Source organism: Pristimantibacillus sp. PTI5 (assembly GCF_048572955.1).
Lineage (GTDB): Bacteria > Bacillota > Bacilli > Paenibacillales > Paenibacillaceae > Pristimantibacillus.
Genome location: NZ_CP183886.1, coordinates 5880905 through 5896441 on the forward strand (window position 1 = coordinate 5880905; position 15537 = coordinate 5896441).

General features: G+C 51.0%; 11 protein-coding genes. 10 read left to right on the forward strand and 1 reads right to left on the reverse strand.

Annotated elements, in window-relative coordinates:
• Positions 1 to 16 precede the first annotated feature (16 nt).
• From ACN6MW_RS25935 to ACN6MW_RS25965, 7 genes are all read left to right on the forward strand, one after another.
• A complete protein-coding gene (locus ACN6MW_RS25935; protein WP_419872729.1) occupies positions 17 to 1159 on the forward strand; it encodes a GntR family transcriptional regulator in 1143 nt (380 codons plus the stop codon).
• Between the two features lie 492 nt (positions 1160 to 1651).
• Positions 1652 to 3841 (forward strand): hypothetical protein, encoded by a 2190-nt coding sequence (locus ACN6MW_RS25940; RefSeq protein WP_419872730.1) that lies wholly within the window; start codon positions 1652 to 1654, stop codon positions 3839 to 3841.
• 27 nt (positions 3842 to 3868) lie between these two features.
• The gene (locus ACN6MW_RS25945) at positions 3869 to 6943 is read left to right on the forward strand and encodes an alpha-mannosidase (RefSeq protein ID WP_419872731.1); all 3075 of its coding nucleotides are present in this window, start codon (positions 3869 to 3871) and stop codon (positions 6941 to 6943) included.
• Between the two features lie 14 nt (positions 6944 to 6957).
• Positions 6958 to 7869, forward strand: a complete 912-nt coding sequence (locus ACN6MW_RS25950; RefSeq protein ID WP_419872732.1) for an ABC transporter permease — start codon at positions 6958 to 6960, stop codon at positions 7867 to 7869.
• 13 nt (positions 7870 to 7882) lie between these two features.
• Entirely contained in the window at positions 7883 to 8776 is an 894-nt protein-coding gene (locus ACN6MW_RS25955) for a carbohydrate ABC transporter permease (RefSeq protein ID WP_419872733.1), read from the forward strand.
• Between the two features lie 53 nt (positions 8777 to 8829).
• Positions 8830 to 10497, forward strand: a complete 1668-nt coding sequence (locus ACN6MW_RS25960) for an ABC transporter substrate-binding protein (protein ID WP_419872734.1) — start codon at positions 8830 to 8832, stop codon at positions 10495 to 10497.
• Positions 10498 to 10561: 64 nt separating this feature from the next.
• Positions 10562 to 12565: a glutaminase domain-containing protein gene (locus tag ACN6MW_RS25965; RefSeq protein WP_419872735.1), complete on the forward strand. Its 2004-nt coding sequence runs from the start codon at positions 10562 to 10564 to the stop codon at positions 12563 to 12565.
• Between the two features lie 85 nt (positions 12566 to 12650).
• Here the strand turns inward: ACN6MW_RS25965 and ACN6MW_RS25970 are convergent, their stop codons facing one another.
• On the reverse strand, positions 12651 to 12800 hold the full coding sequence (locus ACN6MW_RS25970; RefSeq protein ID WP_419872736.1) for a hypothetical protein: 150 nt from the start codon (positions 12798 to 12800) through the stop codon (positions 12651 to 12653).
• A 112-nt stretch (positions 12801 to 12912) separates the two neighbouring features.
• Between ACN6MW_RS25970 and ACN6MW_RS25975 the strand changes: the two genes are divergently transcribed.
• Genes ACN6MW_RS25975 through ACN6MW_RS25985 form a run of 3 tightly spaced genes read left to right on the forward strand, consistent with a single transcriptional unit; the run spans position 12913 to position 15481 of the window.
• Positions 12913 to 13890 (forward strand): ABC transporter ATP-binding protein, encoded by a 978-nt coding sequence (locus ACN6MW_RS25975; protein WP_419872737.1) that lies wholly within the window; start codon positions 12913 to 12915, stop codon positions 13888 to 13890.
• Positions 13890 to 14693, forward strand: a complete 804-nt coding sequence (locus ACN6MW_RS25980; protein ID WP_419872738.1) for an ABC transporter permease — start codon at positions 13890 to 13892, stop codon at positions 14691 to 14693. The genes ACN6MW_RS25975 and ACN6MW_RS25980 overlap by 1 nt, the downstream gene beginning before the upstream one ends.
• A 5-nt stretch (positions 14694 to 14698) precedes the next feature.
• On the forward strand, positions 14699 to 15481 hold the full coding sequence (locus ACN6MW_RS25985) for an ABC transporter permease (RefSeq protein ID WP_419872739.1): 783 nt from the start codon (positions 14699 to 14701) through the stop codon (positions 15479 to 15481).
• Positions 15482 to 15537 lie beyond the last annotated feature (56 nt).

The window sequence follows — 15537 nt, forward strand, 5'->3', positions numbered from 1 at the left end:
ATTTTTGGTGAAAAACATGAAAAATGAGAGAATGCCACTGTATCAGCAAATACAGGATTATATTAAAGAGCTCATTCAATCCTCTGGGCTAAAGCATGGTGACCGGATTCCGACCGAAAAGGAGCTCATGGAGCTTTTTAACGTAAGTAAAATTACGGTCGTTAATGCTTTGGCGGGTTTATCCAATGAAGGCTCGATTACCCGCGTTCCCGGAAGAGGGAGCTTCGTGAATCATGCGAAGGCGGAGGCTCCCGATGCCGGACGGCCTGCGGCCCATCTACATGAGCAGCGGGAAAATGGATTAAGGGAAAAGATCATAGGAATCGTGATGCCGACCATTGAGGATTATTTTTCGATACGCTTGATCGACGGGATGCAAAAGGGTTTGCTGGAAAAGGGTTACCGATCCGTAATCCAATTGACCGGGGGCCAGCTGGAGAAAGAAAAAGAGGCCATAAAGCTGTTTGCGGATATTGGCGTTGAAGGTCTGCTCATTTTCCCGGTTGACGAAGGTCAGTATAACGAAGAGATTTTAAGCATGAAATTCAGCGGGTTCCCGTTTGTCCTGATCGACCGTTTCTTGCCTGGAGTGGAGACGGATTACATTGCGTCTGACGGACGAATCGGCACGCAGCTTGCGGTAGATTACCTCTGGGAGCTGGGACACCGGGAAATCGCTATATGCTCCGATTCGCCGCTTCAGACGGTTACCGTTCAGGAACGGATAGACGGATATATGAACGCGCTAAAAAACAAAGGCGCGCTAATTAATCCCGCGCATATCATTACGGAATTCAGCTTGAGGACATCGGATGATGTTCAAGCTCATCCTTTGTTCAGGTATGTCAAAAACCGGATGGCTACCGCATATATTACGTTAAATGGCAAGCTTGGCGCTCACATTCATCAAATGGCTGAGCTCGCAGGGCTTAACGTGCCTCGGGATTTATCGATCATAACGTTTGATGATTCGACCGCGATTATGGAAGGAGTCACGAATTTCACCCATATTAAGCAGTTCGAGCATGAAATCGGTTATCAAGCGGCAGAGCTGCTGCTTAACCGTATAAACGCCGCGGGAGAGCCTAAGGGGAATTACAGCAAAATATTAATTAAACCGGAATTGATTACCCGCCATACGACTAGTGCATGCAAATAAGAATATGAAGAATTAGAAGAGGAAGCAAAAAATAGGCTGTTCGGTCTGTCATTCAACATGACAAACCGAACAGCCTTTTTTCATTGAACTCGGGTCATCAGGAAAAGATGCGCGACTTAGCGAAGGATTCAAATTTTCGATGGAGAGAAAAGATATCATGATGATTAATAATATTTAATATATATTGAATATATTAAGTCTATTTTAATTCAATATTCGACAAAACTTTTCAAAAAAACTAATCGGAAATTGATTGAAATAGGATGAAAGTTAGTGGAAAAATGCTTTCATTCTCTTTTTAGTGCTTCAGAATCAGCTTTTCACCCTTTATTTGTATAGATTTTAGAAATTCACAACAACGCGGATATGTTTAAATGTCTATAAAATTATATTGAATATATACATACTAAACGTTATACTGAGAAAGAAAAAACAAACCTTATTCTTATCTATATCCGAAAAATATGAAAAACCGGCAAGGAGGTCTTGCGTTTGGCCAGAGATCGAAGGGAAGAAAGAACCGGTTTTCAGGAATCTGCTCCTTATCGCGCTTCATACGACTTGCAGACTGATTTCATTATGGTGTATGGGATCGACGATACGATGCCGGAACGGATCCGCCAGTGGAAGGAAAAGGGCTATATCGTTCATTTGATGACGGGCGTGGCGTGGGGGAATTATCAAAGCTACCTGAACGGTGAAATTGACGGACGGGACCACTGGGATGAGGCGCAGACGGACAGAAACGGGGATCCCATCCTGCACGGCGATTCGCCGGATATTCCTTATATGGTTCCTACTCTTTCTTATACGAATTTTTTGGCAGGGCCCATCCGGCTTGCGGTAGATGCGGGCGTGGAAGCCATCCATTTGGAGGAGCCGGAGTTTTGGGTGAACGGCGGCTATTCCGAGGCGTTTAAGCGGGAATGGAGACTGTATTACAGGGAGCCTTGGTCAGCTCCGCACGCGTCTCCGGATGCGCAGTTCAGAGCTTCGAAGCTAAAGGCGTACTTATACACGCGCAGCCTTGACCGCTTGTGCGCTGAATTAAAGGAATATGCCTTAACGACGCATGGCCGGGATTTACGATTTTATGTCCCGACGCACAGCCTGATCAACTATACGCAATGGAGGATCGTCAGTCCGGAGTCGCAATTGATCGATCTCCCTTCCATTGACGGCTACATCGCACAGATTTGGACCGGTACGTCACGGACGCCTAATGTCTACCACGGGGTAAGGAAAGAAAGAACCTTTGAAACCGCTTATTTGGAATATGGCATCATGCAGGAGCTGGTCAGAGGTACGGGGCGCCGGATGTGGTTTCTTCATGATCCGATTGAGGACAATCCGAGCTATACATGGGCGGATTACAAACAAAACTATTTTCGGATCGTTACCGCATCTCTTCTGCATCCCGCCGTTTCGCATTATGAGGTGTCCCCTTGGCCGAAACGGGTTTTTGAAGGGAAATATCCGTCGGAGGACGGAACGGGGAAAGAAGGCTTGCCGCCGGCCTATGCAACGACACTGTTGAATGTGATGCATACGCTTGGGAACATGGATCAGGAGCTGGAGCAGATAGATGAAACGATGCAGCAGGTCGGAATTTTAATTGCCGATTCGGCTATGTTCCAGCGCATGAGGATGGAGGCACAAGCGCCTGAGCAGCTGATCAAATACGACGGTACCAACGCAGAAGCTTTCGGTCTGGAGGGGGATACGGAGCTGCTCGATTTCTCTCCTTTCTATGGGCTTGCGCTGCCATTGCTCAAACACGGCATTCCGGTTCGGCCAGTTCAGCTGGACAATGTGCGGCGGTTTCCTCATTACTTGAACGGCTATCGCGTACTGCTGCTCAGCTACGAATTTATGAAGCCGGAATATCCCGACCTGCATTTCGCTTTAGCCGGATGGGTCAGAAACGGAGGCGCGCTGGTGTATGTCGGTGACGACTCCGACCCGTACCACCGCATTCGCGCTTGGTGGAATGAGAGCGGTTCGAACTATGATTCTCCGCGTGAGCATCTATTTGAACAGCTGGACCTGCAAGGAGCAGGGGACGGCGTATTCCGGGCAGGCAAAGGCGCGGTCGGATACCTAGCCGTCGCCCCCGATGAATGCGCAAAATCGGTTGAAAGCGCCGCTGCCTTGCGCAGGATGGTATCGGAGACGATTAAAGCACTCGGCGATCCGGATTTTCAACTGCGGCCAAAGCATTATTTCCAGCTTCGGCGCGGTCCATATATCATTGCCGCCGTTCTTGATGAGTCGATCGCGGAAACGCCGTTGACGATACCGGGCCCTGTGGTCGATTTGTTTGACCCGGCGCTCGCCGTACGGAATGAAGCAAGAATCGAGACGGGCGAACAAGCCTTTTTGTTTGATTTGAAGACAGGCCGGCCTGTTGACGGTACCGTCGAATGCATTGCGGCATCATCTAGGATCGAAGCGCTCGCCTTAAACGAAACGGGATTTGAATTCCAGGTAAAGGGCCCTGAAAATATACGGGCGGCGGCAAGGTTCTACTGTCAGCTTCAGCCAGTATCAGCCGTGCTGGAATACCGCGGCCAGACGGAAATGATTCCGTATGAGTGGGACGCAGCTTCGGAAACGGTTTTGCTTCATTATTACCATTTGAGCGATACGGACGTCACAGTGAAAGTGAAATTTACAGGCTGATCATTTTCTGAAAAAAGGAGACAGGATATGCCATATGAAATCGTTAGGCCGGAGCAGCTGAAATCAATGATAAACGAGTGGAAGGATCAAATTTATATACCGCTGGAGGAGCTTCGCGTTACGGCATGGGTGACGCCGGAGCCTGTACCCTTTGAAGAGCGAGAGTCTGGACGGATGACGGAGCTCTCGCCCGGTGACCGATGGGGAAACTTGTGGGACTGCGCGTGGTTTCATTTTGCAGGCAGAATACCTGAATCGGCCAAAGATGCCAAGATCGTATTGCTAATCGATATAAACGGCGAGCTATGCCTTGTAGACGACGAGGGCTCACCCGTACAGGGCTTGACGAACATTAACTCGGAATTCGATTATTCCCTGGGCTTGCCGGGGAAACGAGTCGTTCATGTGAGTGAATCGTCTACAGGCGAGGAAACGATTGACCTGTGGGGCGATGCGGGCTGCAATGATTTATTTGGGCGATTCCGCAGCGGCACGCTGAAGGAAGCCGTTATCGCCGTATGCCGCGAGGAAGTCCGGCAGCTCTATTACGATGCTGAGGTACTGCTTGAAACCGCGGAACGGCTGCCGTCAGGCTCGGCGCGGAAAGAACGGATCCTGCAGGCGCTGCTCGAGGTCTCTCTGCTGCTGACCGAGCTGACGGATGAACGCGTCGGCAAAGCGCGGCAATTGCTCGGCGATCAGCTAGCGAAGCGGGGCGGCGACCCGGTGCTGAAGATCAGCGCGGTCGGCCATGCGCATCTTGACCTTGCTTGGCTTTGGCCGATCAGGGAAACCATCCGCAAGGGCGCGAGAACATTCTCAACGGCGCTGCGCATGATGGAACGTTATCCTGACTATATTTTCGGGGCGAGCCAACCCCAGCTCTACGATTGGATGAAGAAACAATATCCGAAGCTGTACGAGGAGATCGGGCAGCGCGTGCGGGAAGGGCGCTGGGAGCTTCAGGGCGCGATGTGGGTAGAATCGGATACGAATGTGCCAGGCGGAGAGTCGCTTGTCCGGCAGATTTTGTACGGCAAGCGGTATTTCCAAAAGGAATTCGGTCAAGAGATGAAATCGCTGTGGATGCCGGATGTATTCGGATATACAGCAAGCCTGCCGCAGCTGTTGAAAAAATCAGGCGTCGACTACATGATGACGCAGAAGCTGTCTTGGAGCGTGTATAACAAGCATCCCCACCATACTTTCCATTGGCAGGGGATCGACGGATCGCAGGTGCTGATGCATATGCCGCCTGAAGACACCTACAACAGCCCGGCTGCGCCGCGCTCGATCGTTAAGGCGGAAACGGAATATTTGGATAAAAACGTGTCGGATCACTGCCTTATGTTATTCGGAATCGGCGATGGAGGCGGCGGCCCGGGGGAAGAGCATTTGGAAAGGCTGGCCCGCGAGAAAAACTTGCTCGGCTTGAGTCCGGTTGAACAAACGCCGTCTTCGGTTTTTTTCGAGAAGCTGGATGTAGGAAAGGATCGCTATCAAACTTGGCGCGGGGAGTTGTATCTGGAGAAGCACCAAGGTACGCTGACGAGCCAGGCACGGAACAAATGGTACAACCGAAAGCTGGAGAAAGCGCTGCGAGAGCTCGAATTTTCCGCGGTGCTAGCGGGAATAACGAATGGACACCGGTATCCTGCAGAGGAGCTGGAGGAGATTTGGAAGGAAGTATTGCTGTACCAGTTCCACGATATTTTACCGGGCTCCTCGATTAAACGGGTGTATGACGAGTCGCTAGAACGGTACGCGATATTGCTGGAACGCGTCGAGAACATGATTGCTGAGGCCTACGGAATGTTGGCCGGGCAGCTGCCAGTGGAAGGGGGAGGCAAGCAGCTTGCCGTCTTTAACTCCTTGTCTTGGGAACGGAATGAATGGATGAAGAAAGACGGGCAATGGATGCGCGTATGCGTGCCGCCGATGGGCTGCGCCACTGCAGAACCGCTTGCAGTTTTGGAGGCATCGGCCGAGTCAGCTGCCGCGGCAGAAGTGAAAGCGGCAGCATTGCATCCGGAGCTGCAGGCTAACGCTTCGAAGCGTCAGGTGGAAAACGATCTTTTAGCCATTACCCTAGCGGCAGACGGCACCATTGCTTCGATTTATGATAAAGAGCACCGGCGAGAAGTTATACAGCAGAACCACCGGGCCAACGAGCTGCGCGTCTATCATGATTCAGGCGATGCATGGGATTTTCGCCAGGATTACCGGCAGACCGGCGGCGCGGTACTGCTGCCGGAAGAAACAGCCGAATTCACGGACGGCCCCACGGCAGGCTTTATCCAACAGTACCGATTCGGGGAGTCCGCGGTAACGCAAAAAATCGTGCTGACCCAAGGCAGCAGAAGAATCGATTTCGTAACGGACGTCGATTGGCGGGAATCAGGAAAGATGCTGCGAACATCGTTCCCTGTAAATATCCGCGCAGATCACGTCAGCTGCGAGATTCAATTCGGCTACTTGAAGCGGCCTACGCACCGCAATACCATGTGGGATTACGCTAAGGATGAAATTTGCGCCCATCATTGGGTGGACCTTTCGGAACCGGATTACGGAGCAGCGCTGCTTAACGATTGCAAGTATGGGCACCGCGCGGAAGAAAATGTCCTCGACCTGAATCTATTGCGCAGCCCATCGAGCCCGGACCCCGAAGCGGACCGGGCGAAGCATACCTTCACCTATTCGCTCTACCCGCATAAAGGAGACCATGTACAGGCTGAGGTTTACAAGCGGGGCTACGAGCTGAATATCCCGCTTCGGGCAGTCGATGTTCCGCAATCCGGAGAATCGGGCAGCCTTCCGGCAGCGCAGGCGTTTCTGCGTCTGGATCACCCGAACGTCATGGTGGAAGCCGTGAAGAAGGCCGAGGACGGAGATGATCTCATCGTCCGGATGTACGAAACGGCCGGAACGAATGTGCAAACGCCGCTTTACTTCGGATTCCGTGTCGAGAAAGCATGGCTGGCTGATTTAATGGAGGAAAAAATCGAATCCATACCGGTAGACGGCGGAAAAGTAGAGCTTACTTTCACCCCGTTTGAGATCAAAACGCTGCGATTGACGCATCAAGCTATGATTCTTAGGTAAAGGAGGTACGGCTTATGACAGCATCTCTGCTGTGGAAGAAGGTCTGGCAGCATAAAGTGTTTTACTTGTTTTTGCTGCCCGGCCTCGTCTGGTTTTTTATCTTTTCTTATGTCCCTCTATTCGGTATTCAGGTGGCTTTCCGGGATTATACCTTCTCGGGAGGCTTCACCGGAAGCCCATGGGCCGGGATGAAATATTTCCAGCAATTTTTCGACTATTACAAGTTCGAAGAGATTCTTCGCAATACGGTCATCATCAGCTTCTTGAAGCTGGCGATCGGTTTCCCGATGCCGATTGTGCTGGCGATTCTATTAAACGAGGTTCGCAGCCTGAAATTCCAGAAAACCGTGCAAACGCTTTCCTACCTGCCGCATTTCGTTTCCTGGATCGTCGTCGTCACCCTGATGCAGCGCCTTCTTACGTTGAATGGCGGTCCGGTCAATGAGGTGTTGATGGCTCTTGGCATGAAGCCTATACAATTCCTGTATAACACCTCATGGTTCTATCAGGTCATCGTCGGTTCGGAAATCTGGAAGAGCATTGGCTGGAACTCCATCATTTATATGGCCGCGATTGCCGGCATCGATCAGCAGCTGTATGAAGCAGCCAAGATTGACGGAGCGAACCGGTTCAGGCAAATTTGGCATGTGACGCTGCCGGGTGTCCGCAATATCGCGATTATTCTTTTCATTCTATCGATCGGAAGCTTGATGAGCGCCGGATACGAGCAGCTTCTCCTTCTAAGCGGACCGGCTACTGCCGGTATCGGAAGCGTCCTGGACGTGCATGTCATTCAGTCCGGCATAAGCGAGGGCAGGCTCAGCTACGCGGCTGCGGTGGGACTGTTCCAAAGCGTCATTGGCTTGATTCTGATTCTGACGGTCAACCGTATCGCTCGCAAAGCCAGCGACGTATCCCTCTTCTAAAGGAAGTGACGAGATGAAACGCCATTTGTCCATTTTCACGCTATGCAACTATATTTTTCTGGCTTTGGTCGGATTTTCGATGATTTACCCGTTCATTTACATTCTCGTTTACTCGTTGAACGACGGGAAAGACTCGATGCTTGGCGCCTTATATTTCCTGCCGCGCAAACTCACGCTGGATAATTACGCGGAGGTGTTTGACAACGCCCGCATTTGGAAGGCGTACAAAATCACGTTGATGCGGACGCTTCTAGGCACTTTCCTGCATGTGGGGCTAAGTACGTTGATGGCGTACGCCTTGTCCAAAAAGTCGCTGCCGGGGAGATCGTTTTTCGCTTTCTATATTTTCCTGCCGACCATCTTCAGCGCGGGTTTCATTCCGTTTTTTATCACCCTTCAAAAGCTTCATTTGATCAACACCTTCTGGGTGTACGTCATTCCAATGCTGTTTAACTTCATGCATATTGTCATCATTCGAACCTTCTTGCAAGGCATACCCGAGGAGCTGGAGGAGTCGGCGCGGATTGACGGGTACGGAGATTTTCAGATTTTCATGCGCATCATTTTGCCGCTTTCGGGTCCGGTGCTTGCGACGATCTCGTTATTTATCGGCGTCGCCCACTGGAACGATTGGTTTACGGGCGCCTACTACGTGTCGGATAAAGATTTGATTCCCGTACAAACGCTGCTGCAGGAGATGCTGACGCAAGCGGAGGCTTTATCTTCTTCCATGCAGCGATCGTCGCAGCAGGGCGGCCAGACCATCAGCGGCAGTGCGGCCGGATCCACGCCGGAATCGCTGCGGATGGCACTGCTCGTTATTACCGTTTTCCCGATCCTTTGCATCTATCCGTTCTTGCAGCGGTATTTCGTAAAGGGTGTCATGATCGGCTCGGTTAAAGGATAACGGTCCGCTCCAAGGACTTTATCATATAACGTATCTCGAAATGGAGGGTTAATATGAAGAAGATTTGGTACAAAGGGGCAAAAGTTTTACTGGCAGCGGCACTATTTACCGGCGTTTTGGCAGGCTGTATGAACAAGGAGGAATCCGAAAACGAGGGTGCCAACGGGGGCACTACGGGAACGAAGGAAGTCACGCTGAAAGTCCTTCATAACTGGAACGGTTCCTCGGGAGCAGAGGTGGACATGACACCTGTAGAGAAAGTCATCAAAGAGAAGACCGGGGTCACCGTGGAATGGGAATATACGACAGGCAGCGAAACCGAGAAGGTGAATGCGATCTTCGCTACGCAGGATCTGCCCGATATTTATACGGGTCCGGCATGGGGCGGTGAGCTTGACGGCATGATTAAAGCGGCTAAGGAAGATCAGCTGGTCGACCTTTCGGATAAGCTCGACAAATATCCGAACCTGGCGAAGTCGATCGCCAAAGAGAACGTGCCGCCTGCATTGTACGAGAAGGGTATCGATGCATATGACGGCAAGAAATATTTGCTGCTTCAGAACCAGCCTGCTACGGATAAGGACGGTACGGATTGGCTGTACGGTTTCTACGTGCGCAAGGATATCGCGGCGGCTATCGGCGTCGACCCGCAATCCGTCAAAACGAAAGACGAGTTTTATCAATTTCTGAAGAAGATCCAGGATGCGAACCTTAAGGCAAACGGCCAGCCGGTTATTCCGCTCGGGGGATTCAGCAACGGCTGGGCCGTGGGCATCGCCAACACGATGTTTTATGGCGGCGCCGGCTATGTTGACAAAGGCGACGGCACACTCGAGAACAGCTTCTTCTCCAAAGGGTATGACGAGTATACGTTGTATTATCGCAAGCTGCTGTCCGAAGGGCTGTTGGATGCGGAAGCGTTCACCCAAACGGATCCGATTGCAAAAGAGAAAATACTGCAGGGACGCGTCGCGGTTCTTGCCGCTCATTACCCCGCTATTCTTGATGCCACCAAGGAATACGTCAAGGCGAATCCGGGCAGCGACTACGTGCCTGTAGGTCCATTGGAGCGGGCAGGCGCGGAGCCTAACCGTCCGGTCGATCTGGGGATTCAAGGCAATAACGTAACGGCGATTACGAAAGCGTGCAAAGATGTAGACGCCGCGCTGCGTCTTCTGGATTATCTCGCTTCCGATGAGGGCTTCATGCTCGTTCGTTACGGCGTTCAAGGCGTGCACTGGGATATGGAGAACGGCAAGCCGACAGCGAAGAAGGAATGGTTCGATAAATTTGCGGCTGATACCTCGGGTAAACTGCTCGCTCGCAAAAACGAAGGAATCGATATCGGTTTCAATTCCATGTCGGGGATGGATCGCATTAATTCCGTGGCAGGCGGCGATATCTGGCTGGATCAAGAACGGATTGCCGCAATGGATAATGCCCGTAAAATTTTGCGTCCGGACGGCATCAAGGTGATTACCGCCTATAATCCGGGTGATGTTATCATCAAGTCCGAGCAGTGGGAGATGCTGAAGCCTTCGATGGACAAAACAGGCGATGCATGGAAAGAAGCGGTGTACGCGAAATCGGATGAAGCGGCGCTGAAAATTTTGAATGAGCTCCGCGACCAAATGCGAAAAACCGGCTATGAAGAGGCAATGAAGTTTACGAATGACAGCCTGAAAGGCAAAGAAGTCGTTTTGATGCAGATGCCGAACTGATTTGGGCTGCTGGGGGAGCGGTTCCGCTCTCCCTTTAATTATGCAGACAGAGGAGATGTTTACAATGTCCCACCCTTTTAGGCCACCCTCCGTACCGCTCATTACGGTAGATCCTTACTTCAGCGTTTGGTCGGCGGCGGATCAGCTCTTCGATGACCATACGAAGCATTGGACCAACAAACGCAACAGCATGGCCGGACTCATCCGAATCGATGGCAAATCACGCCTATTTATGGGGAAGGTTGAACTGTCCGAAGATACAACTAATGAAGAACCGGCAGCGATGCAGCAAACAAGCTTGAAGGTTGAAGCTTTAACCAGCACGTACACGTTTGAAGCGGACGGCATTGAGCTGGAGGCGGTATTTGCTACCCCGCTGCTTCTTGATGATTTGGATGTTTTATCAAGACCGGTTTCCTACATGACGTTCCGTGTTCGTTCGATAGACGGCAGGCCGCATGATGTCCAAATCTATGTCGATATATCCGCTGAATTATGCGTGAATACGACGGAGCAAGCGGTCGTCTGGTCGCGCCAAACCAGTAATGGAAAAATCGCTGCCATGCGTATGGGTACCGTCGAACAGCCGGTTTTAGCGCGTACCGGAGACGATACGAGAATCGATTGGGGCTACGTATATTTGGCAGCGCCTCAAACGGGCAGTCTTGAAACCGCGATTCATTCTTACCGGGTGAGAAAGCAGTTTTTGGAAACCGGACGCCTGCCGCAGCAAGACGAGCAATCCCATCCGCGTGCCGCAGCGGAAGATACGCCTGTTATGGCTGCCGTATTGGATTTCAACCAGGTAAATGAACGGCAAGATTCGCAATACGTGATCGCAGCATACGATGACATTCAATCGATCGAATATTTTGGCAAGAGATTGGATGCTTATTGGCGCAGGACGGGGTTGACGTTCGAGGAAATGTTGGTCTTGGCCGTAGAGCAATACGAAGAGATCCAGACGAAAAGCGAAACATTTAACCGGAAGCTGGCGGCTGAGAGCGGAGATGCGGGCGGCGACAGCTATACGAATTTGCTGGCGCTTGCATACCGGCAATCCATTGCGGCACATAAGCTGGTCAGCGATGAGAACGGTGATATTTTGTTTTTCTCCAAAGAAAATTTCAGCAACGGCTGTATCGCAACCGTGGATGTCAGTTATCCTTCAATCCCGTTATTTTTGCTCTATAATACCGAACTGGTTAAAGGCATGATGAGACCGATATTCAGATATGCGGACAGCGAGGCTTGGAAGTTTAATTTTGCGCCGCATGATGTGGGATGTTACCCGAAAGCGAACGGCCAAGTATACGGCGAGAATGAGCCGGAAAACCAGATGCCGATCGAAGAATGCGGGAATATGCTCATTATGGCCGCTGCGGTTTGTTTGTATGAGAAGGACGCGGGTTTTGCGAGAGAACATTGGGAGCTCTTAACGAAATGGGCCGGTTATTTAAAAGACAACGGAATGGATCCGGAGAATCAATTGTGCACAGATGATTTTGCAGGCCATTTGGCGCATAATACCAACCTTTCCGTAAAAGCGATCATCGGGATCGGCGCCTATTCCCTCTTATGCAAAATGCTAGGGGAGAAAGATAAGGACGCTTATTATGAAGCGGCCGAAGAAATGGCACTTAATTGGTCGAGCAAGGCGAACGCAGGCGGTCATTACAAGCTAACCTTTGACAGTACGCCGGAAACCTGGAGTCTAAAGTATAATCTGGTTTGGGACCGCCTTCTTGGGCTTAACCTTTTTCCTGAGCATATAATCGAGGAAGAGCTTCGCCATTATATCGCCAATCAAAATAAGTATGGTACCCCGCTTGATAGCAGGAACACGTATACAAAGCTGGATTGGCTCGTGTGGTGCGCATCCTTGGCGAAGCCCAAAGCGAATTTTGAACAGATGATTTACCCGATTTTGCATTTCTTGAACGAATCGCCCAGCCGTGTCCCCATGACCGATTGGTATGATACGTTAACGGGCGAGCAGTTGAACTTTCAGAATCGCTCCGTCGTCGGCGGTCTTTTTATTCGATTGCTGCAGCCAGTCTCGACATAACATGCTGCAGTAATCGTCGCTCCTATCGTTCTAAAAAAAGAACCCCCGCGTCTACAAGAAAGCTTGTAGACGCGGGGGTTCCTGCTTATTCCTGCTCCTGGTCGGCAGCTTGCTTGGCAGACTCTTCAGCCGGTGGCTTTTCTTTCACGTATTGATCCTGATCGCTTCCCCAAACATAGTCATAGTTCGTAATGTCGGGTTGATAGTTATTTTTATCGTTTTTGTTATCCAACATGATCACTCCCTTCCAGTTTCTTTTCCGGGTAGTATGTGTTGGAAAAAGGATTGACACAACATAGGTTTGATGTTAATATTTCCCTCTCAAATCTTGTGCGGAGGTAACAGGCGTGATAAAAGTCCATGGTTTAAGCAAAGCCTACCAGGTTGCAAAACGCTCGTCGGGCGTTAAACAAGCGGTGAAAGCATTATTCAGAAGGGAATACAAAATCGTGGAAGCGCTTAACGATATTTCCTTCACGATTGAGCCGGGCGAGATCGTCGGATATATCGGGCCGAACGGTGCGGGGAAATCCACGACGATTAAAGTCATGAGCGGGATACTCGTGCCGGACAGCGGCACTTGTACGGTTATGGGGTATACGCCTTGGAAGGACCGGGTTGCCTATGTGAAAAATATCGGGGTGGTATTCGGCCAACGTTCCCAACTGTGGTGGGATGTTCCGGTCATCGATTCGTTCGACCTGCTCAGGGATATTTATAAGGTGCCCGAGCAGGAATATAGAAGCACGCTGGCTTTGCTTACGGAAACGCTGGAGCTGCAGGAAATTATTCAGATGCCGGTTAGGCAGCTAAGTCTTGGACAGCGGATGCGCTGCGAAATTGCGGCTTCCTTGCTGCATAGTCCAAGCGTGCTGTTCCTGGACGAGCCGACCATCGGTTTGGACGCGGTGTCCAAGATAGCCGTTCGCCGCTTCATCCGGACAATAAACGAAGAAAAAGGCGTTACCGTTATTTTGACGACGCATGACATGAACGATATCGAAGCGCTGGCGAATCGAATCATTCTTATCGGCAAAGGGAAGCTGCTGTATGACGGCAGCCTGAGTGCGATACGCAATCAATTCGGCACGCATAAAACCATGACGGTCGTGTACAATCACCATCCGGAGCCGCTGCGGTTGGACGGAGCGGTGGTGGAGTCCTGGTCGCCCGAGCGGGCCGTGCTGCGCGTCGATACGGCGGAGATCGTCATAAGCGAGATCCTGATCCGTTTGTCTGAGCAGGTTGATCTGCTTGACGTGACGATCGACACGCTGCCCATTGAAGACATGATCGTAGAGCTGTATAAGGAGCATCAAATATAATGCGGGCCTACGTCTCGGTTTTCAAGCTGCGGCTGAAGAACGGATTACAATACCGAACCGCCGCGCTTGCGGGGATCGCAACGCAATTTTTCTGGGGCTTCGTCATCATTATGGTATTTGAAGCGTTCTACAGTAACACTGCCGTCCAAACTCCGATATCACTGTCGCAGCTTATCACCTACGTGTGGCTGCAGCAGGCTTTTTTGGCCTTTGTCATGTTATGGTTCCGTGATAACGAGCTGTTCCAGCTGATAACGACGGGCAACATTGCCTATGAGCTTTGCAGGCCGAATGGAATCTACGGCTTGTGGTATGCCAAGCTTCTTGCGCAGCGGCTAGCGAGCGCACTTTTGCGGAGCCTTCCCATTTTGGCGGTTGCCTTCTTCTTGCCGCAGCCTTACCGGATGCCGCTCCCATCAGACCCCGCGGCTTTTGTTTTATTTATCATTGCATTGCTGCTCGGGCTGCTCATGATCGTTACGCTCTCCATGCTGATGTATATCTCCGTATTCGTGACGCTGAGTCCAGCCGGTTCGCTTCTCATGTTCGGCGTAATCGGGGAGTTTCTGGCTGGCATGGTCATCCCGGTGCCGCTTATGCCTTCTTGGCTTCAAAACATTGTCTACGTGCTGCCGTTCCGCTGGACGGCAGACTTTCCTTTCCGCGTCTATTCCGGTCATATCTCCAAGGAAGAAGCGCTGATCGGTATCGGCATCCAGCTCGTATGGTTCGTTGCTTTGTTAAGCCTTGGCAGATTCGCAATGGCCAAAGCATTAAACAAAGTCGTCGTACAAGGAGGGTAGCCCATATGAGTTTGTATGGAAAATATATCGGTATCCTATTCAAATCACAAATGCAATACAGAACCTCGTTTTGGCTGCTGGCCTTCGGGCAATTTCTTGTGCCGTTTACGGTATTTGCGGGCTTGTATTTCATGTTTGAACGCTTCGGACAGATCAAGGGCTGGAGCTTCCACGAGGTGGCTCTTTGCTTCTCGGTGATTCATATGGCGTTTGCCATTAGCGAATGCTTCGCCCGCGGCTTCGATTCGTTTTCCAGCTTGGTCGGCAACGGCGATTTTGACCGCTTGCTTGTCCGTCCGCGCGGCACGGTGCTCCAGGTGCTCGGCTCGAAGTTCGAATTCACCCGCGTTGGCAGGCTGCTGCAAAGCGTAATTATTTTAAGCTGGGCAGTCAGCAGGCTCTCTATCGATTGGACGGTTTTCAAAATACTCACGCTCCTGTTGATGGTCGCGAGCGGCGTATTTATTTTTACGGGAATCTTTATGCTTGCTGCGGCAATGTGCTTCTGGACGGTTCAAGGGCTAGAGATTGCCAATATATTCACGGACGGCGGCCGGGAAATGGCGCAGTATCCGCTTAATATTTATCAGAAATGGGTAAAACGATTTTTCACGTTCATTATTCCGTTCGGGTGCGTCAATTACCTGCCTCTGCTTTACCTGCTGGGCAAGGCGCCTGGGCATGCGCTGCCGTATATGCTGTCACCGCTTGCTGGCATCCTTTTCATCATCCCCTGTCTGTTAGTATGGCGTTTTGGTGTTCGGCATTATCGCTCGACGGGTTCTTAGATGATGACGATTTGGTTACAGCCGAAGGGAAAGCCGTCAGATGTGGTAAGCTATAA

Coding starts and splice junctions, on each gene's coding strand:
- ACN6MW_RS25935 (WP_419872729.1), top strand. CDS start 17: ATGAAAAATGAGAGAATGCCACTGTATCAGCAAATACAGGATTATATT.
- ACN6MW_RS25945 (WP_419872731.1), top strand. CDS start 3,869: ATGCCATATGAAATCGTTAGGCCGGAGCAGCTGAAATCAATGATAAAC.
- ACN6MW_RS25950 (WP_419872732.1), top strand. CDS start 6,958: ATGACAGCATCTCTGCTGTGGAAGAAGGTCTGGCAGCATAAAGTGTTT.
- ACN6MW_RS25955 (WP_419872733.1), top strand. CDS start 7,883: ATGAAACGCCATTTGTCCATTTTCACGCTATGCAACTATATTTTTCTG.
- ACN6MW_RS25960 (WP_419872734.1), top strand. CDS start 8,830: ATGAAGAAGATTTGGTACAAAGGGGCAAAAGTTTTACTGGCAGCGGCA.
- ACN6MW_RS25965 (WP_419872735.1), top strand. CDS start 10,562: ATGTCCCACCCTTTTAGGCCACCCTCCGTACCGCTCATTACGGTAGAT.
- ACN6MW_RS25970 (WP_419872736.1), bottom strand. CDS start 12,800: ATGTTGGATAACAAAAACGATAAAAATAACTATCAACCCGACATTACG.
- ACN6MW_RS25980 (WP_419872738.1), top strand. CDS start 13,890: ATGCGGGCCTACGTCTCGGTTTTCAAGCTGCGGCTGAAGAACGGATTA.
- ACN6MW_RS25985 (WP_419872739.1), top strand. CDS start 14,699: ATGAGTTTGTATGGAAAATATATCGGTATCCTATTCAAATCACAAATG.